The organism is Streptomyces sp. NBC_01463 (assembly GCA_036227345.1).
In the GTDB taxonomy this organism is placed as follows: Bacteria; Actinomycetota; Actinomycetes; order Streptomycetales; family Streptomycetaceae; genus Streptomyces.
The window spans coordinates 3951188-3970791 of sequence record CP109468.1 but is presented as its reverse complement, the minus strand read 5'-3'; the positions used below and the strand labels follow the sequence as shown (position 1 = coordinate 3970791).

Annotated in this window: 14 protein-coding genes; 9 read left to right on the top strand and 5 right to left on the bottom strand. The window is 72.8% G+C overall.

Going from position 1 to position 19604, the window contains the following annotated elements; genetic code table 11:
- Window positions 1–172: 172 nt before the first annotated feature.
- On the top strand, window positions 173–4036 hold the full coding sequence (locus OG521_17550) for a DNRLRE domain-containing protein (GenBank protein WUW22497.1): 3864 nt from the start codon (window positions 173–175) through the stop codon (window positions 4034–4036).
- Window positions 4037–4121: 85 nt separating this feature from the next.
- Here OG521_17550 and OG521_17545 read toward each other — a convergent pair whose 3' ends face one another.
- From OG521_17545 to OG521_17535, 3 genes are all read right to left on the bottom strand, one after another.
- Entirely contained in the window at window positions 4122–4751 is a 630-nt protein-coding gene (locus tag OG521_17545; GenBank protein WUW22496.1) for an SMI1/KNR4 family protein, read from the bottom strand.
- Between the two features lie 78 nt (window positions 4752–4829).
- A complete protein-coding gene (locus tag OG521_17540) occupies window positions 4830–6065 on the bottom strand; it encodes an MFS transporter (GenBank protein WUW22495.1) in 1236 nt (411 codons plus the stop codon).
- A gap of 131 nt (window positions 6066–6196) precedes the next feature.
- On the bottom strand, window positions 6197–6871 hold the full coding sequence (locus OG521_17535; GenBank protein ID WUW22494.1) for a hypothetical protein: 675 nt from the start codon (window positions 6869–6871) through the stop codon (window positions 6197–6199).
- A gap of 101 nt (window positions 6872–6972) precedes the next feature.
- Between OG521_17535 and OG521_17530 the strand changes: the two genes are divergently transcribed.
- The 5 genes from OG521_17530 (at window position 6973) to OG521_17510 (ending at window position 10766) form a co-directional block, all read left to right on the top strand.
- Window positions 6973–7626: a maleylpyruvate isomerase family mycothiol-dependent enzyme gene (locus OG521_17530; GenBank protein WUW22493.1), complete on the top strand. Its 654-nt coding sequence runs from the start codon at window positions 6973–6975 to the stop codon at window positions 7624–7626.
- Window positions 7627–7720: 94 nt separating this feature from the next.
- On the top strand, window positions 7721–8470 hold the full coding sequence (locus OG521_17525; protein ID WUW26718.1) for a LamB/YcsF family protein: 750 nt from the start codon (window positions 7721–7723) through the stop codon (window positions 8468–8470).
- Between the two features lie 44 nt (window positions 8471–8514).
- Window positions 8515–9135, top strand: coding sequence for an allophanate hydrolase subunit 1 (locus OG521_17520; protein ID WUW26717.1), 621 nt, complete (start codon window positions 8515–8517; stop codon window positions 9133–9135).
- Complete coding sequence (locus OG521_17515) at window positions 9132–9992, top strand: biotin-dependent carboxyltransferase family protein (GenBank protein WUW22492.1); 861 nt, start codon at window positions 9132–9134, stop codon at window positions 9990–9992. Before OG521_17520 ends, OG521_17515 begins: the two co-directional genes overlap by 4 nt.
- Before the next feature lie 147 nt (window positions 9993–10139).
- The gene (locus OG521_17510) at window positions 10140–10766 is read left to right on the top strand and encodes a GNAT family N-acetyltransferase (protein ID WUW22491.1); all 627 of its coding nucleotides are present in this window, start codon (window positions 10140–10142) and stop codon (window positions 10764–10766) included.
- A gap of 43 nt (window positions 10767–10809) precedes the next feature.
- Here the strand turns inward: OG521_17510 and OG521_17505 are convergent, their stop codons facing one another.
- Window positions 10810–13026 carry a heavy metal translocating P-type ATPase gene (locus tag OG521_17505; GenBank protein ID WUW26716.1) on the bottom strand — a complete coding sequence of 739 codons (2217 nt, stop codon included), beginning with the start codon at window positions 13024–13026 and terminating at the stop codon, window positions 10810–10812.
- A 339-nt stretch (window positions 13027–13365) separates the two neighbouring features.
- Here OG521_17505 and OG521_17500 point away from each other — a divergent pair, with 339 nt between their 5' ends.
- The gene (locus OG521_17500; protein ID WUW22490.1) at window positions 13366–14055 is read left to right on the top strand and encodes a copper homeostasis protein CutC; all 690 of its coding nucleotides are present in this window, start codon (window positions 13366–13368) and stop codon (window positions 14053–14055) included.
- A gap of 340 nt (window positions 14056–14395) precedes the next feature.
- Window positions 14396–16957: a glycoside hydrolase family 9 protein gene (locus tag OG521_17495; GenBank protein ID WUW26715.1), complete on the top strand. Its 2562-nt coding sequence runs from the start codon at window positions 14396–14398 to the stop codon at window positions 16955–16957.
- Between the two features lie 44 nt (window positions 16958–17001).
- On the opposite strand, the gene OG521_17490 is transcribed toward OG521_17495, so the two are convergent.
- Window positions 17002–19080 (bottom strand): AAA family ATPase, encoded by a 2079-nt coding sequence (locus OG521_17490; protein ID WUW22489.1) that lies wholly within the window; start codon window positions 19078–19080, stop codon window positions 17002–17004.
- A 340-nt stretch (window positions 19081–19420) separates the two neighbouring features.
- Here OG521_17490 and OG521_17485 point away from each other — a divergent pair, with 340 nt between their 5' ends.
- On the top strand, window positions 19421–19603 hold the full coding sequence (locus tag OG521_17485; protein WUW22488.1) for a hypothetical protein: 183 nt from the start codon (window positions 19421–19423) through the stop codon (window positions 19601–19603).
- Window position 19604: the final 1 nt, after the last annotated feature.

Genomic DNA, 19604 nt, shown 5'->3' with positions numbered 1-19604 from the left:
CTCCGGCTTCGGCTGATCCTCCTGATTTCTTCTCTTGCTGCCGGATGTCAACTCCCCGTAAACAGACGGGCGGCGCGACACCCTGCAACCAGGAGATCAACAGCCTTTGAGCGGCAGCACAGTCAAAAGAAGCGGCACAGGAAAAAGAAGCAGAGCGGGAAAACGAAGCACCGTGCCCCTGATCGCGATCGGGGCAGCACTGGCCACCGCGGTACCGCTCGCGGTGGCCCCTCCCGGGGCCTCGGCCGCGGAGAGCCCCAGGTCCACGGCCGCGGCGATACGGCCGGCCGCCGAGGACATCGAGGCCTCCGACCTCGCCTGGGCCGCACGGCACTCCAGGGGCGGCATCCCGTGGGCGCTGGCAGAGGCCGCGAGGACGGGCAGGAAGACCCTCGTCCCGGACGAGACCACACCCACCAGCCTCACCTACGCCAACCCCGACGGGACGCTGACCTCAGAGGTCACCACCGGGCCCGAACGGATGCAGCGCGACGGCAAGTGGATCGACGTCGACGCCACTCTCACCGAGACCGGTGGCATGGTCGCGGCGAAGGCGCACCCCGAGGGCCTGCGACTCGCCCCGGGCGGTGGCACCCGCGCGAAATCGCTGCAGGCCGCCAACGACGCCGCAGGCCGTGACCTGGTCACCCTCGGCACCGGTGCCGAGCAGGTGACGATGCAGTGGAAGGGCGGTCTGCCCAAGCCCGTCCTGGAGGGCACCCGCGCCACGTACAAGGACGCCGTGCCCGGCGCCGACGTGATCGTGGAGGCCACCCGCACCGGCTTCGAGCAGTTCGTGCGGCTCGACTCCGCGCCGGCGGCCGGCGCCTACACCTACACGCTGCCGCTGAAGGCGAAGGGCCTCAAGGCGGCGGCGCAGAAGGACGGCTCGGTGCGGTTCACCGATGCCAGGACCGGTGCGCCCAAGGCCACCATGCCCGCCCCCGTCATGTGGGACGCGAGCGTGGACAAGATCTCCGGCAGGCACGAGAACCGTGCCCGGGTCGGCATGGAGGTCGTCGACAACGGCGGCGGGAACATCGACCTCGTCGTGACCCCGGACGCGGAGTTCCTCGCGGACCCGGCGACGGAGTACCCGGTCACCGTGGACCCGTCGACCTCCGCGCTCGGGAACACGTTCGACACCTATGTGCAGCAGGGCGAGACCACCGACCTGGGCTCGGAGACCGAGCTCGACTTCGGCAACCCCGGCACGGTCAACGCCGACGGCACGCCGCGTACCGCGCGGACGCTGATGACGTGGAACACCGCGCCCTTCGCCGACGCGCTCGTCTCCTCGGCGAGTGTGCAGCTGTACAACTTCCACTCCGGTGCCACCGACTGCAAGGCGCAGGGCTGGACGGTGTGGAACACCGGTGCCGGGTCCTCCGCCTCCCGGTGGACGAAGCAGCCCGAGTGGATGCAGCAGTACGCCACCGGCACCCAGACCGCCGGATACCCGGCGGGATGCCCCTCCACGGCGGACGGCTGGATCAAGGCCGATGTGACCGAGCTGGCGAAGGTGTGGGCATCGGGCAAGCAGACCGCCGGCCACATGGGCGTGCGTGCCGTGTCCGACGACACCAAGGCCTGGAAGCGCGTCAACAGCCGCAACGCGACGGCCAACCAGCCCAAGCTCACGGTCAACTACAACTTCCGGCCGGGTGACGGCAGCGCGCAGCAGGCCGGTGCGCCGTTCAAGTCCTACGCCGGGGTGTGGGCCGTCAACTCCACCACCCCGACCCTGCGGGACAAGTTCGCCGACGCGGACGGCGACAAGGTCAACGGGACCTTCCAGGTCTACGACGCCGCGACGAACAAGCCCATCACCACACCTGCGGGTGACGGCGCGATCGTCTCGGACTACGTCGCCCCCGGCTCCTGGGCGAGCGTGAAGGTCCCGGCCGGTCAGCTGAAGGACGGCAGGACGTACAAGTTCCGCACCAACGCCTACGACGGCACCCACTACAACCTCGGCTGGTCTCCGTGGCGCGAGTTCGCCGTCGACACCACCGCCCCCGGTGAGCCGGCCGCGATCGGCTCCGCGACCTATCCGGACGACGGACGCGGAGGCGGCACGGGAGTCCAGGGCACGTTCGACGTGGACACGGGCGACGACGGCGCGCAGCAGATCCGCTACCGCGTCGACGGCGAACTGCCCGAGGACGACGACCCCGGCCTGCTGGACGGCACCGACGAGTCCCCCGACGCGGAGGGCGGGGACTCTCCCAGGCCGCCGACCCGGCCCACCGCACGCGCGGTCGCCCCGGAGTGGCAGAGCGCGCCGACGGCCGGCACCACCGGCTCGTTCACCGCGACCCCCGGCGCGGACGGCGCGCACCACGTCGAGGTGCAGACGGTCGACCGCGCGGACAACGTCGGTGCCACGGGCACCTACGGGTTCCTTGCCGGTGGCCAGGTCCGTACGAACCATGTCGTGGACATCACGCTGCCCGACAAGCCGGCGTACAGCGACGGCAAGTGGAAGGCCACCGGCGAGTGGCAGCAGATCCCCGGATGGGCGACCGCCGCTCTCAGGAGCACGGCACCGAAGTGCACCGACCGGGGTGACGGAACCGTCTCCTGCGGTGTGCTGAAGCCGCGTACGTCCAAGGGCGGTCCGGCCACCGAGCCGTCGGTCGTCACCGAGCGGCTCGACGCCGCACCGGTCGCACCGCGCGCCGGCACGGAACTGCTTCCGGAGTGCTCGGGGGTCAACCCGGACGGGACCCCGAACCCGGACAACGCGCAGTGGGGCTGGTTCAACCGCACGAAGATGTGCATGGCCGCGTACTACGAGTACTACACCTACGACAAGAAGACGAAGAAGCGCCTGACGCAGGCCGACTTCTTCATAGACGTCCAGATCAAGACCGACACCAAGTCACCGGACATCAAGTTCTGGTCGCGGATCCGCCCGAAGACGGCGCCGCCGCCCACCCCGGCGATGAAGAACGACATCGAGATCGGATTCACCCCCCGGTGCGACTTCGGCTGTACCGGCGTCCCGGCCTTCACCTGGGACGGGTCGACGACCTGGAAGGGCGCCAAGGAGTACGACAGCCATGAAGTGACCGGGACCGCCACCATGACGTACGACGTCAAGAACGACCAGAACGGCGGCGCCAACGGCAGTGGCTGGGACGGCAAGTCCCGCAAGGACAAAGCTCGCTCCCGCACCATGCCGATCAGCTTCTTCGGCCCCGATTTCAACGGCGCCGCGGCCGACGAGGACTCCGACGTCGGCGTCAGCGGCGACAGCATCTTCGAGGCCGAGGCGCGCTGCGACTTCGCCGACATCGGTATGCCGCCCGGCTGTGTGTTCCCCGACTACGTGCCCGGCTATGTGATCAAGGGCAATGAGTTCCCGGCCGCCGCGGCGCACATCTGGCTGATCACCGGCAAGATCGGGCAGCGCACCGGCACCTACCCGGGCAGCTGGCCGTCCTCCCCGCTGCACTACCTGCCGATGACGGCGAAGGCGGAGCACAAGGCCAACCAGCGCAACGCGTACGACCGGGGGGCCAACGCGAACCGCAACAAGATCTGCGGCCGGAGCGGCGCGAACGGCTTCGAGCCGCACGGCCTGACCAGGAAGGCCGTGAAGCAGTACAACCACCCGAAGCGGGACACGCCGTCCTGCGACGAGTTCTCCTTCAACTCCACCTACGAGTCGGCCGGTATGCCCGCGAACATGGTTCCGTCGGGCATCACCTCGTACGCCGTCGACAACGGGGCCCAGTGCGTCCAGACGTACGAGGGTCTGGCCGACGACGGCAAGATCCATCTGCGGGACGACGGGCGCTACCCCGAGCCGGACTGGAAGAACATCAACTGCGGCCGGTCGTCGATGGCGCTGAGTGTGAACTCCGGCTCGATGGCGCCGTTCGGCGCGTTCGCCAAGGCGCACCGCATGCTCGACCAGGACGCGTACTACGTGTACGCACCCATGGCCGACCTCGGCTGCGGGGAAGCCATCAAGAAGGACGTCGTCACGTGCGAGATCACTGATCTGGACCCGGACACCATTCCCTAGGCCCGGCGCACACACCAAGGGTGGAGCGGAACCCCGGCCGAACCGGGGGTCCGCTCCACCCGCGGTTCCGCCGGGGTGGCGACGGTCAGGGGTGCAGCGGCGTCCAGCCGGGCATCCACACGTCCCGCGGGTCCATCCACACCAGGCCGCCGTCCACGATCCCCGGGGCGCTGGTGCTGCCGATCCTCGGCCCCGTGCCCTCTCGCAGGGCTTCGACGATCTGTGCCAGCATGCCGGGCAGGGTCAGTGCACCACCGGACCCGTCGCCGTGCATCCCCGGTTCGTCCTCCATGTCCTCCATGCCCCAGAAACCGGTCGCTCCGGTGCCGCAGTGGATGAAGTCGCCGCTCCACGGCTCGTCCACCTCGTTCGCGGTGAACGGAAGCCACAGCGGGTCCCAGTCGGGCCAGGCGTCGGACAGGGCGCCGTGAGTGTCCAGGGCGGTCTCGATCGGCAGCGGCCCGTGCCCGTCCAGGAAGGCGCTCGCGCCGGTTCGGCTGTGGACGACGCCGTCGTTCAGTGTCCACAGGGCGCGCAGGGAGGCGGGCAGGGTGAAACCCAGCCGCTGTTCGGCCTGCGCCACGCGGTCATCGGACGCGCCCGGCCGCAGGGACGCGGCGGAGCCCGGGGCGTTCTCTCCCAGCCAGCCCGTGAGCCAGGTCCACGCCGCCCGCACCTGGGCCGCCTCGTCTTCTACATTTTGTTGATCCGGCATGCCGCCCACACTAGACAACGGGGGAGTCCGCCGGGCGGGCATGGCGACAAGAATCCACGGCCGCTGTCCCGCCGCCGCTCACACGGCCTTCTGGCAGGCGGCCTCCGCCGCTCTGCCCTGCACCCCGACGGCGGCCGGCGCACCCGCCACCAGCCGGGACGCCGAGGTGCGGGAGCGCTGCAGCCGCAGCGAGAACACCACCGTCACCAGCGCCACCACGGTCATCGCCGCCCCCGCCCACGCGGTCGCCGCGAAACCGAAGTCCAGGTCGATCACCGTGCCGCCCAGCCACGGGCCACCCGTGTTGCCCAGGTTGAACGCGGCGGTCGTCGTCGCACCCGCCAGGGTCGGGGCGGCGCCCGCGACGTTGAACATCCGGGCGTTCAGCGCCGGAGCGGTGAAGAACGCCGACAGACCCAGCAGGAAGGCCAGCACGATCACCGCGACCTGGCTCGACGCGAACAGCGCCAGCGCGGCCAGGAACACCGTCGACGCCGTGATGCCGCTCAGCAGCACCCCGAAGAGGTGCGCGTCCGCGACCCGGCCGCCGATCGTCGTACCGATCAGCGCACCGACCCCGAACAGCGCGAGCACGGTCGGCACCCAGCCCGAGTCGAGACCGGCGACGTCCGTCAGCAGCGGCGCCAGATAGCTGAACGCGCAGAACACTCCGCCCGCCGCGAGCGCGGTGATCACGATGGAGAGCCACACCTGACGGTCGCGGTAGATGGCCATCTCCCGCTTGAGCTGCGGCTTCTCGTCCGGGAGCGGGATGCGGGGGATCATCGTCGCCACCCCGGCCAGGGCCACCGCGGAGGCCGCGCCGACCGCCCAGAACGCCGAGCGCCAGCCCAGGTTCTCGCCGAGGAAGGCCCCCAGCGGCACACCCAGGACGTTCGCGATCGAGAGCCCGCCGATCATCACGGCCATCGCACGGGCGCGCGAGTTCACCGGCACCATCGCGATGGCGACGGCGGCGCCCACCGCCCAGAACCCGGCGCAGGCGAAGGCGCTGATCACCCGGGAGGCGAAGAGGATCTCGTACGTCGGCGCGAGCGCGCCCGCGACCTGCCCGAGGCCGAAGACCGAGATCAGCGCGATGAGCGTGGTGCGGCGCGGCAGCCGGAGCGTGGCGACGGCGAGCAGCGGGGCGCCCACCACCATGCCTATCGCGAACGCGGATATGAGGAGACCCGCGCGCGGGATCGACACGTTCATGTCATCGGCGATGGGCGGCAGCAGCCCGGAGAGCATGAACTCGCTCGTACCGAGAGCGAAGACCGAGAGTCCCAGGATGTACACGGCCAGGGGCATGCGGGAGCGGCTAGCGGCAGAGTCGGGCATGACAGGTGCCAACAGCGAAACAGACCGTCGCATTCCCCGGCCCCGTTCCCCGGCCTCGTTCACCGGCTCCTTCCGGCCGGCCGGAAAGAGGCCCCGCCCGCTCAGTGCGAGGCGAGCAGCTCCAGCTCCGTCAGCAGGTTGTGCCGCGCCCTCGGCTCCCACTCCGCCGCCCCGTGCGGCGTACGGAACAGCCGCGGCAGCTCCAGGAGCTGCCGCAGCACCGCCGCCCGCCCCTCCCGGAACGCCTCGTCCGGGACGAAGCCGTACTCCTCGCGCACCCGGGACGCGTACTCCGCGTACTCCTTCGGTGACGCGGCCAGGATCGCGAGGTCCGCGTCGCACAGCACCTCGCCGTTGGTGTCGCCGTCCGCCGGGTCGTGCGAGACCGTGAGCCGGACCAGCCGGGCGACCTCGGCGGTGGTCGTAGCGGGCACCCCGGCCTCGGGCAGGGCGCGCTCGGCGAGCACGGCGCTGCGCTCCTCGTTCTCGGTCCGGTCGGGCCGGTACACCGCGTCGTGGAACCAGGCGGCGAGCCGTACCGCGTCCGCGTCGGCGGCATGACCGGCGAGCGTGTCGATGCGGTCCAGGACCGCCGCCAGGTGCGCGGTGGTGTGGTACCTGCGCTGGGGTTCGGCCCAGCGGGCCAGCAGGTTGTCGGCGTACGGCAACGGGTCGGGGCCCGGCCCGCCGGCCCGCGCGGCGGTCAGGGAGTCGCGCCAGCGGACGCGGAGCCCGGCGTCGTCGGTGCTGCGGGTGCCCTGAGCGGTGTCGTCCATGGGGACGAGCGTAGGGGTGTCCGGTCGCGGCGGGGCCGTGCCGCCCGCCACATCTGTGCGGAACGCCGGTCCGCGCGGGCCCGCGGTGGTTGGCTGGGCCCATGGCTGACGAACGCGATCCCGAGCTGCCCGGTCTCCTGCTGCGCACCGAGCGGGACCTCCTCCTCCCGCTGCTGCGGTCCGCCGCGGCGAGCGACTTCACCCTGCGCACCGCGTGTCCCGGCTGGACCGTGCGCGATCTGCTCGCGCATTGCAGCTCCGCGCTGGACCGGGTGGTGGAGAGCCGGTTCGGGCCCGACGTGTACAGCCCCGAGAGCAACGACCGCGACATCGCCGAACGCGCCGGCTGGACGGACGCGCAGGTGCTGGACGAGCTGGAGCGCGGGATGACCGAGGCCGGTGCGGCGATCGCCGGGGCGGGCGGGGTGCTGGACGCGGTGGCGCTGGGGGAGTGGGTGCACGCCGGGGACGTACGCGAGGCATGGGGGCTCGACGGGGCCTACCGGGGCCCCGGACTCGGACACGCCCTCGGGCTCCTCGGCCCGCGCTCCCGCCGCGAGAAGACACCGCTGCTGATCGCGCGGTTGGAGGACGGCGGCGACGAGCTGGTCCTCGGCGCCGAACAGGACGGCCGCGCACCCGCCCGCTACCGGGGCGACGGAGCGACGCTGATCAGGCTGTACGCGGGCCGGCCGCTGGTGGGGACGCGGTACGAGCTGGAGGGCGCGAAGGAGAGCGAGCTGTGCGTCTTCTGACGGACGGCCGGCCGCGGTGAGCGCTAACGTGCGCAGCGTGACGAATCTGATGCAGCCGGCGGACCGGGGCGACGGACCGGCCGAGGCCGGCCCCATGGATCTCAACGCGGACCTCGGCGAGGGGTTCGGGCGCTGGCCCCTCACCGACGACGAGGCGCTCCTCGCGTGCGTGACCAGCGCCAACGTGGCATGCGGCTTCCACGCCGGCGACCCCTCGGTGATGCGGCGGGTCTGCGACACCGCCGCCGCCCGCGGCGTCCGGATCGGCGCACAGGTCTCGTACCGCGACCTGGCGGGCTTCGGGCGCCGCTCCATGGACGTGCCGTCCGACGAGCTGACCGCCGAAGTGGCCTACCAGATCGGCGCCCTGCGGGTGTTCGCCGAGGCGGCCGGTGCCACCGTCGCGTACGTCAAACCGCACGGCGCCCTCTACAACCGGGCCGTCCACGACGACACGCAGGCCGCCGCCGTGACCGAGGGCGTCCGGCTGGCGGGCGGGGACCTGACCGTGCTCGGACTGCCCGGCTCCCGGCTCCTCGTACGCGCCGCCGAAGCGGGACTGCCCACGGTCGAGGAGGCCTTCGCCGACCGTGCGTACACCCCGCAGGGCACGCTCGTGCCGCGCACCGAACCGGACGCGGTCGTGCACGACGGGGACGAGGTCGTGCGCCGCAGCGTCGGGATCGCGGTGGACCGGAGCGTGATCGCGGCGGACGGCGTACGGATCCCGGTCGTGGCCCGGTCCCTGTGCGTCCACGGCGACACCCCCGGCGCGGCCCTGATCGCGCGGCGGGTGCGGGCCGCGCTGGAAGAGGCGGGCGTCGCGGTCCGGGCGTTCACGTGAGCACGCCCCGCCCGGACGCGGAGGGGCGCGGACCCGCGCCCCTCGTGCTGACCGCCGGGCCTGCCGCGCTGCTCGTCGAGCTCGGGTCCGGCGAGGAGACGGAGGCCTTCCACGCGGAGCTGCTGCGACGCCGCGGGAAGGGCGAACTGCCCGGCGTGCGCGAGATCGTGCCCGGGGCCAGGACGGTCCTGCTGGACGGCATCGCACAGGACCCGGCCGCGCTCGCCCGCGAGATGGTGACCTGGCGGGTGCCGCCGCTGCGCCGCGACACGGGCGAACCGGTGGAGATCCCGGTCGTCTACGACGGCCCGGACCTGCCCGACGTCGCCGAGGCGTGGGGCGTCGCCGCCGACGAGGTGGGCCCCCTCCACGCCGGGACCGCGTTCCGCGTCGCCTTCTGCGGCTTCGCCCCCGGCTTCGGGTACCTGACCGGGCTGCCCGAGCGCCTCCACGTGCCCCGCCGGGCCACCCCGCGGACCCGGGTCCCGGCCGGAGCGGTGGCCCTCGCGGGCCCCTACACCGGGGTGTACCCGCGGCTGTCGCCCGGCGGCTGGCAGCTCATCGGGCGGATGCCGGACCCGGCCGCGCTGTGGAACCCGGACCGCGAACCGGCGGCCCTGCTGACACCCGGGGCCCGGGTGCGTTTCGTCGAGGCGGCGGCATGAGCGGGCAACTGGAGGTCGTCCGCGCCGGCGTCCTGACCACCGTGCAGGACGAGGGGCGGTTCGGCCACGCGCACCTGGGCGTGGGACGGGCGGGCGCCCTGGACGCACCGTCCGCCCGGCTCGCCAACCGGCTGGCCGGCAACCCCGTGACCGCCGCGCTCCTGGAGACGACCGTCACCGGCTGCGCCGTCCGCCCGGACCGCGCCGTGCGGGTCGTCGTCGGCGGCGCGCCCTGCCGGGTGACGGTCGACGGGCGGCCGGTGGCGTGGGGGGCCGCGGTGCGGGTGCCGGCGGGCGCGGTGCTGGACGCCGGCCCCGCCGCGTACGGGCTGCGCGGCTACCTGGCGTTCGCGGGCGGCCTGCGGCCGCGGCCGGTGCTCGGCAGCAGGTCAGCCGACCTGCTCTCCGGGCTGGGCCCGGCACCCCTGCGCGACGGGGACGTCCTCCCGCTGGGCGCGCCCCCGTCCGGCCGCGTCCACAGCGGCGAGGCGGTGCCGTGGCCGGGCGTGCCCGACACACTCGTGCTCCCCGTCCGTCCCGGCCCCCGCCACACGTGGTTCACGCCCGCCGCCCTGCGTACGTTCACCTCCGCCGCGTACCGCGTCTCCCCACAGAGCAACCGCATCGGCCTGCGGACCGAGGGCCCGTCCCTGGAGCGCGCCCGCACGGGCGAACTGCCCAGCGAGGGCATGGTGCTCGGCGCCGTCCAGGTGCCCCCGGACGGGCGGCCGGTGGTGTTCCTCAACGACCACCCGACGACGGGCGGATACCCGGTGGTGGGCGTCGTACCGGAATCCGCGCTGGCCGCGGCGGCGCAGGCCGTGGCCGGGACGGTGGTGCGGTTCGTGCGGGCATGAGACGGGACACGCGCCGTCGCACACCGCGCCGGGCCCGTCCACGCCTGCCCGCAACGCCGGCCCGCGCTTATTCGCGCGACACGGACCGCCGCCTCTGGAACGCTACGTCGCGGACTGTGCCCGAGGACGGAAGCGGAGGGGTGCGCGATGGGGTTCACGCTGGAGGGACCGGTTCTTGAGGGCTCGCGGGTGCGCCTGGAACCGCTGGGGCACCGGCATGCGCGGGACCTGGCCCGGGCGGCGGAGGAGGACCGGGGTTCGTACCGCTTCACCTGGGTGCCCCGCGCCCATGAGATCGAGGGATACCTCGACGAACAGCTGGCCCGCACCGCTACCGGGAAGCTGTTCCCGTACGCGCAGGTGGACCGGGCGTCCGGCCGCGCGGTCGGCGTCACGGCCTACTGGGAACCGCGGCACTGGCTGGACGAGGACATCCTGAGCGCGATCGAGGTCGGCTTCACCTGGCTCGCCGCGTCCGCCCAGGGCTCCGGCATCAACGCCGAGGCCAAGTACCTGCTGTTCCGGCACGCGTTCGAGGTGTGGGGCGTGGCACGCGTCGACCTGAAGACGGACGCGCGCAACAGCCGCTCCCGGGCCGCCATCGAGGCGACGGGAGCGCGCTTCGAGGGCGTGCTGCGCAACTGGTCCCGCTCCTCGGTACCCGGCGAGGACGGAATGCTGCGGGACTCCGCGATCTTCTCGGTCACCGCGCAGGAGTGGCCGGACCGGCGGAAGGCCATGGAGGAACGCGTCGCACGCGGGCGCAGGACCTGACCCACCGGGCCGGCCCCACTCCCGCGCACGACGGCCTGCACCCCTACGCGGCCGCCCGGAACCCGCGCAGCCGAAGCGAGTTGCCGACGACGAACACCGACGAGAACGCCATCGCCGCACCCGCGATCATCGGGTTCAGCAGCCCCGCCGCGGCCAGCGGCAGCGCTGCCACGTTGTAGGCGAAGGCCCAGAACAGGTTCGTACGGATGGTGCCCAGCGTCCTGCGCGACAGCCGGATCGCGTCCGCCGCGGCCCGCAGGTCCCCGCGCACCAGCGTCAGGTCACCGGCCTCGATCGCCGCGTCCGTGCCCGTGCCCATCGCGAGGCCCAGATCGGCCTGGGCCAGGGCGGCCGCGTCGTTCACCCCGTCACCGACCATCGCGACCGAACGGCCCTCCCGCTGAAGGCGCTTGACGACGTCGACCTTGTCCTGTGGCATGACCTCCGCGTACACCTCCTCGATGCCGACCTCGGCCGCGACCGCCTGCGCCACCGCCCGGTTGTCACCGGTCAGCAGGATCGGCGTCAGACCGAGTCCGCGCAGGCGTCGGATCGCCTCGGCACTGGTGTCCTTCACCGCGTCGGCCACCTCCAGGACCGCCCGCGCCTCGCCGTCCCAGGCGACCGCGATGGCTGTCCGGCCCGCGGCCTCCGCCGCGGCCTTGCGCCGGGACAGCTCCACGGGCAGGCGGATCTCCCACTCGGCGAGCAGCTGTTCGCGGCCGACGAGGACGGCGTGGCCCTCGACGACGCCCTGGACGCCGAGCCCGGGGACGTTGACGAAGTCCTCGGGGGTGGGGAGTGGGGTGCCGGTCCGTTCGGTGGCTCCGGTGGCGACGGCCTGGGCGATGGGGTGCTCGGATGCGTGCTCCAGTGCGCCGGCGAGGCGCAGGACGTCCGCCTCGGTGGTGCCGTCGGCGGTGTGGACGTCGACGAGCGTCATCCGGCCGGTGGTGACGGTGCCGGTCTTGTCCAGGACGATCGTGTCCACCCGGCGCGTGGTCTCCAGGACCTCGGGGCCCTTGATCAGGATGCCGAGCTGGGCGCCGCGCCCCGTGCCGACCATGAGGGCGGTCGGGGTGGCGAGGCCGAGGGCGCACGGGCAGGCGATGATCAGGACGGCGACGGCGGCCGTGAACGCGGCTGTCAGGCCCGCCCCGTTGCCCAGCCAGAAGCCGAGCGTCCCGAGCGCCAGCGCGATCACGACGGGGACGAACACCGCGGAGATCCGGTCGGCCAGCCGCTGCGCCGCGGCCTTGCCGTTCTGCGCGTCCTCGACGAGCTTCGCCATCCGGGCCAGCTGGGTGTCGGCGCCGATCCGGGTGGCCTCGACGACGAGCCGGCCGCCCGCGTTCAGCGTCGCGCCGGTCACCGGGTCGCCCGCCGTGACCTCGACGGGCACGGACTCACCGGTCAGCATCGACGCGTCCACCGCCGAACTGCCCTCCACCACCGTGCCGTCCGTGGCGATCTTCTCGCCGGGCCGGACCAGGAACCGGTCCCCGACCCGCAGATCGGCCGTGCCCACGGTGACCTCGCGGCCGTCGCGCAGGACGGTGACCTCCTTGGCGCCCAGTTCGAGCAGCGCCTTCAGCGCGGCGCCCGCCTTCCGCTTGGAGCGGGCCTCGAAGTAGCGCCCGGCCAGGATGAACGCGGTCACTCCGGCGGCCGCTTCGAGATAGATGTTCCCGGCGCCGTCGCTGCGGCCGATGGTCAGCTCGAAGGGGTGCGTCATGCCGGTCATCCCGGCGGTGCCGAAGAACAGCGCCCACACCGACCACAGGAAAGCGGCCGATGTGCCCACCGAGATCAGCGTGTCCATGGTGGCCGCGCCGTGCCGCGCGTTGGTCCACGCGGCGCGGTGGAAGGGCCAGGCGGCGTACGTGACGACGGGGGCGGCGAGGGTGAGGGAGAGCCACTGCCAGTTGTCGAACTGGAGGGCCGGGATCATCGCCATCGCGATCACCGGCACCGCCAGGACGACCGCGGTGACCAGCCGCTGTCGCAGCGCAAGCAGCTCGTCCGCCGCCTCGCCCTCCCCGGGCCCGTCGTCGGCCCGTACGGCCGGGGGCGCGGGCTCCTTCGCGGTGTAGCCGGTCTTCTCGACCGTCGCGATCAGGTCCTGTACGGAGACGTCCGCGCCCCGGTAGCTGACCCGGGCCTTCTCGGTGGCGTAGTTGACGGTGGCCTCGACGCCGTCCATCCGGTTGAGCTTCTTCTCGATACGGGCCGCGCACGAGGCACAGGTCATGCCGCCGATGGCGAGCTCGACCTCTGCGGCGGCGCCGTCACCGGTGGGGTCACCGGGGACGGTGGTGCCGGTGGTGGCTGCGGTCTGCGCGGACACGGTGCCTCCTCGTTCACTGGATCATTCATACCCCCTAGGGGTATGCGGTGCTGATTCAGGTATACCCCCTGCCCCTATCCGGACGCAAGGGTGATCGGCCGTGGAGCGGTGGCCCGCGCGCGTCCGATTGCCGGTCGGCCGTCTGACCTCGCGTATCTTCACGTTCACGGTGCGGCTGTGCCCCCGGCCGCCCGCCCCGTAGGCTGCCCATTGGACTAGACCTATAGCTGCTTCCTGGAGGATTGGGATCCCATGAGCAACCGTGCAGTCCTGGAGGTGATCGCTCTCGACGCGGAGGACGCGGTCGCTGCCCAGGCGGGTGGTGCCGACCGGCTCGAACTGGTCACCGACATGGCGGCGGACGGTCTCACCCCGTCCTGCGCGACCTTCGCGGCGATCCGGGCCGCGGTGGACATCCCGCTGCGGGTGATGCTCAGAGTGGCGGACGGTTTCGCGGCCGGCGACGTCGGCATACTCGTCCGCAAGGCGCGCGAGCTGCGGGCCGAGGGTGCCGACGAGTTCGTGCTCGGCTTCCTGGACGAGGGCGGCCACGCCGACCTCGTCGCGGTCGAGCGGATCGTCGCCGGACTGGACGGCTGCAACTGGACGTTCCACCGCGCGATCGACCGCGCCGCCGACCGGGACGCACTGCGCAAGTCCCTCGCGGACCTGCCGGGCCTGGACACGTACCTCACCGCGGGATCGCCCGCCGGGGTCGACGACGGCATCCCCACGCTGCTGGTCGAGGCGGCCCGCAAGGGCGAGCCGGGGTACGAACCGCAGATCCTCGTCGGCGGCGGCCTGCGGCTGGAGCACCTGCCGGAGCTGCTGGACGCGGGCATCGACGCCGTCCACATCGGCGGCGCCGCCCGGCCGGGCGGCTGGTCGGGACCGGTGGACGCGGCGGCGGTACGGGAGTGGCGGGACGTGCTCGACGCGTAGGGCGGTCGCGTGCGAGGCGGGGCGGGTGCCGGGCAACGGCACCCGCCCCGCCGCCGTTTCCGGCCCGGCAGCACAGGCTGGTGCTGTCATGACCCTGGCGCAACAATCACCCCCGGCGCCACAATGAACCGGCGGTGTGGGAACGCTCCCACGATGCCTCCCCGGCCTTGCGCCTCGCTAATGGGAGCGTTCCCACCGCGCCATCTCCGCTTCGTTCCCGACGTTCCGCCCGCCCCCTACCGAAAGGCCCCCGGTGAACGCCTCCCCGCCCCCGTCCCCCACCGGCCGCGCCCGCGCCCCGCACGGCCGCCGTGTACTCGGCGCGTTAGCCCTCGCCGCACTGTTCGCCGGTGCCCTCACCGCACCCGGCGCCGCCGCCGATGACGCCGACCCCGCCCCGGAACAGATCACCAACGGCGACTTCTCCGCGGGCACCGCGCCCTGGTGGTGGACGGCCAACACCGCCGCCGTCACCGACGGCCGGCTCTGCACCGACGTGCCGGCGGGAACGGCCAACCCGTGGGACGTGATCGTCGGCCAGAACGACATCCCGCTCGTCGCGGGGGAGACGTACACCCTCACCTACACGGCGACGTCCACCACCCCGCTCTCCATCCACACCAACGTCCAGCTGGCCACCGAGCCGTACACGACCGACCTCTCCGCGACCGACCCGATCGGCACCGATGCGGTGCCCGTCACCCACGTCTTCACCGCGACCGCCGACCGCGACGCCGCCCAGGTCGCCTTCCAGATCGGCGGCGGCGACGAGGCGACCGCCTTCTGTCTCGACGACGTGTCCCTGCGCGGCGGCGCCGAACCACCCGTGTACGTCCCCGACACCGGGTCGCCCGTCCGCGTCAACCAGGTCGGCTACCTCCCGCTGGGCCCCAAGGAAGGCACCCTCGTCACCGAGGCCACCGCGCCCCTGACCTGGACGCTGCGCGCTGCCGACGGAACCGCCGCCGCCACCGGCACCACCGTCCCGGGCGGCGTCGACCCGACGTCCCGCCAGAACGTCCACACCTTCGACTTCGGGGCCGTCACCACCTCGGGCGACGGCTACACCGTCGAGGTGGACGGGCAGGTCAGCGAACCCTTCTCGATCGGGTCCGACCTGTACGACTCGCTGCGCGGCGACTCGCTGGCGTACTTCTACCAGAACCGCAGCGGCATCGAGATCGACGCGGACCTCGTCGGCGCGCAGTACGCCCGGCCCGCCGGACACCTCGGCGTCGCCCCCAACAAGGGCGACACGGACGTGCCCTGCCGGCCGGGGGTCTGCGACTACCGGCTCGATGTGCGGGGCGGCTGGTACGACGCCGGTGACCAGGGCAAGTACGTCGTCAACGGCGGCATCGCGGTCGCCGAACTCATGGACACCTACGAGCGGACCCTGACGGCCGACGGGGCGGAGTCCGCCGAACTCGGCGACGGCGCGCTGCGCGTGCCCGAACACGGCAACGACGTGCCGGACATCCTCGACGAGGCGCGCTGGGAGCTCGACTTCCTGATGCGCATGCAGGTCCCGGCCGGGCAGCCGCTCGCCGGCATGGTCCACCACAAGATGCACGACGCCCAGTGGACCGGGCTGCCGATGATGCCCGACCAGGACCCCCAGCAGCGCGAGCTGCACGCGCCGACCACCGCCGCGACCCTCAACCTGGCCGCCACCGCCGCCCAGTGCGCCCGGCTCTTCGCCCCGTACGACGCGGACTTCGCCGCCCGGTGCCGTACCGCCGCCGAGACCGCGTGGACCGCGGCGAAGGCCCACCCGGACGTGCTCGCCGACCCGAACGACGGGACGGGCGGCGGGACGTACAGCGACGACGACGTCTCCGACGAGTTCTACTGGGCCGCCGCCGAACTCTTCACCACCACCGGCGCCGGCACCTACCGCCAGGCCCTCCTCGGCTCCCCGCTGCACGGCGACACCGACGCGGCGTTCCCCGCCGACGGCGGCATGTGGTGGGGCGAGACCGCCGGGCTCGGCGTCCTGACCCTCGCCACCGTCCCCAACGACCTGACCGCCGCCCAACTGGGACAGGTCCGCACGGTCGTCACCACCGCCGCCGACCGCTACGCGGCACAGACCGAGGACCAGGCGTACGGCGTGCCCTACGCCCCGGCCGGCCAGAACTACGTCTGGGGCTCCAACAGCCAGGTGCTCAACAACATGATCGTGCTGGCCACCGCGGCCGACCTCACCGGAAGGGCCGCGTACCGCGACGCCGTCCTGCGCGGCGCCGACTACCTCTTCGGACGCAACCCGCTCAACCAGTCGTACGTCACCGGATACGGCGAGCGCAGCTCCGAGAACCAGCACCACCGGGTCTGGGCCCACCAGAGCGACCCGTCCCTGCCCCACCCGCCCGCCGGCTCCCTCGCGGGCGGACCGAACCTCACCGCCCCCACCTCGGGCGACCCGGAGGCCGCGGCCAAGCTCAACGGGTGCGCGGCGGCGATGTGCTACCTCGACGACAACGGCTCGTACGCCACCAACGAGGTCGCGATCAACTGGAACGCACCGCTGGCCTTCGTCGCCTCCTACCTGGACGACGCCGGAGCCGGCACGGGCCCGGCCCGCGCCTGCACCGTCACGTACTCCTCGCACCCGTGGCGCACCGGATCGACCACCACGGTCACGGTGAAGAACACCGGAACCGAGGCGCTCACCCCCTGGTCCCTGACCTGGCTGCTGCCGGGCGACCAGAAGCTCAGCCACACCTGGAGCGCCGAACTCGCCCAGTACGGACGGACGGTCACCGCGGCGCCGCTGTCCTGGAACCGCACCCTGGCCCCGGGAGCGGCGGTCGACTTCGGGTTCAACAGCAGCCTCTCGGGTCCGGCGGCCGACCCGGGAACGGTCAAGCTGAACGGGAGGGCGTGCACAACGGCCTGAACGGGAGCGGTGTGCGGGGGAGCCCCGCACACCGCCCCATCCCCTCAGCCCAACTGCGCGGGCAACGGGGCCGAGTGAAGGACGATCAGCCCGGACACGGCACGGGTCAGGGCCACGTACAGCCGGCGCAGCCCGGTCCGCTCGTCCGGCTCGCCGTCCACCACGGCCGCCGGCTCGTCCAGCACCACGTAGTCGTACTCCAGACCCTTCGCCAGCGACGCCGGCACCAGGGTCAGCCGGGACTCGGCGGTCGTCTCCTGACCGGGCGAGAGATACGTGTGCCCCGCCGCCGTCAGCGCCTCGGCCAGTGCGGGGATCCGCGCGTCGGCGGCGATCAGACCCGTCGACCCCTCCTGCCGCAGCGACTCCACGCACGCCGCGACCACCGCCGCGTCCAGCCCGTCCGCCGCCTCCCGCACCGACAGCGAACCGGGCGACTCACGTACCGACTCCACCGCGGCCAGACCCGGTGAGATCACCGGCAGCAGCCGCGACGCGTACGCGATCACCTCGCGCGGCACACGGAAGCCCGCCGTCAGCTCCTCCACCATCGCGTCCGGTTTCCCCAGATGGTGCAGCGCCTGCTCCCAGCTCTGCGTCGACCAGGGCGTCGTGCCCTGCGCCAGGTCCCCGAGCACGGTCGCCGAACCGGTCGAGCACCGCCGGCCCACCGCCCGGTACTGCATGGGGGACAGGTCCTGGGCCTCGTCGATGACGACATGACCGAGCGAGTGCGTACGCGCCACCAGGTCGTTCGCCTCGTCGATCAGCACCGCGTCCGCCGCCGACCATTTCGCGGACCTCACACTGCGGGCCGGCCTGGCCCACAGGATCGTCTTCTGCTCATCCTCGGTCAGCAGCCCGTCCGCCTGCGCGGCCAGGAACTCCGGGTCCGACAGCAGCCGCAGCACCAGCTTCGACGGGTCGACCGCGGGCCAGGCCGCCTTCACCGCCGCCTTCACCGCCGCCTTCACCGCGGGATTCCGCGCCACCGCGTTCTGCACCCGGTCGTCGGGCGCCTCGCCCGCCTCCTCCATCCGCACCAGCACGGCATGCGCGATGCGCTGCGGCAGAGCCTCGTGGGCGGCCCCGTACCGCATGTCGCGGTCCAGCAGCTCCTTGACCATCTCCTCGATCTCGTACGCCGGAACGCGCCAGCGGCGGGACCCCCGCACCACCATCACGGGCTCCGTCGGCATGGTCACGTGCGAACGGATCGCCCGCCGCAGCACCTCCGCCATCCGGGCATCGCCCTTCACCACGGCGGCCCGCGCCTCGTCCGTGCCCCGGACCTCGACCTGTGCCGTCACCAGGTCGTCGACGGTCGCCTGCTTCACCTCCAGCTCACCGAGCGCCGGCAGCACCTGCTCGATGTAGTGCAGGAACGACTTGTTCGGCCCGATGACCAGGGTCCCGGTGCGGGCGAGCCGCTCCCGATGCGCGTACAGCAGATACGCGACCCGGTGCAGGCCCACGGCCGTCTTCCCGGTGCCCGGCCCGCCCTGCACGCACACCGTGCCGCCGAGCCCGCTGCGGACGATCTCGTCCTGCTCCGGCTGGATCGTCGCGACGATGTCACGCATCGGACCGACACGCGGCCGCTCGATCTCCGCCTGGAGCAGCTTGCTGGTCTGCGCCGCCTCCGAGGGGTCGGTGAGGTGCTCGTCCTCGTACGCGGTCAGCTCACCGCCCGTGTAGCCGAAGCGGCGCCGCTGGCCCACGTCCAGCGGATCCTTCCGGGACGCCCGGTAGAACGGCTGGGAGACCGGCGCGCGCCAGTCGATCACCATCGGGTCGCCGCCGGCGTCATGGACGTGGCGCCGCCCGATGTAGAACTGCTCGCCCTCCGCGCCCTCGGCCTGCTCGGCGCCGACCACGTGGAGGTAGTCCAGCCGCCCGAAGAACAGCGGGGTGTGGGCGAGGTCGGCGAGCGACTTGATGCGGTCGGTGATCTGCGCCTGAAGGACGGCGGCGTTCACCCAGTTCGCCGTGACGTCACGGATGTCGAGGGCCTGGGCGTCCTCGCGCATCGCGCGCAGCGCGGCGCGCGATGCGGCGAGATGGGCGCGCTCGTGCGCGAGGGGATCGGTGGTGGTGTCGCTTTCGTGTTCGTGCGCGGGCACGGTGTTGCCTCCGGCATTCAACGCAGGACGGCGGACCGCATCGCCCCGTGTACGTGGGGTGCGGTCCGCTCGGGAATCGATCACTGGCTGTCGGCCGGTTTCCGTCCGGTCGGCGGCGCTCCCCCGGCTGCCGGACAGGCCCTTGCGGGCGGCCGGTACCACGGTGCGGGAGGCGGGCAGACCGGCGATTCTAGCGACCACCCGTCCCGGGCGCGAACGAATACCGGCACGCCTCCACCCCGTAGGGGACGCCGTGCGACCACAGAGGGAGACGGCCGCCCCCGGGCTTCCGTCTCCGGACCGACGCGGTGACGCGCCCGTCCGGAGCACCATGGAAGACATGAGCACCGTCACCCTGAACCCCAGAAGGACCGGCCCCGCGCACGGCGCCACCGCGGCCACCGGTCACCCCCACAGCCACCGGGCCGGAGACGCCCTGCGCGCCGTCAGGATCTTCGCCCGGGCCGCGTTCGGCGTCGTCGTCCTCGGCGAGTACGCGGAAGAGGCGGGCGTCCGCCGCTGAG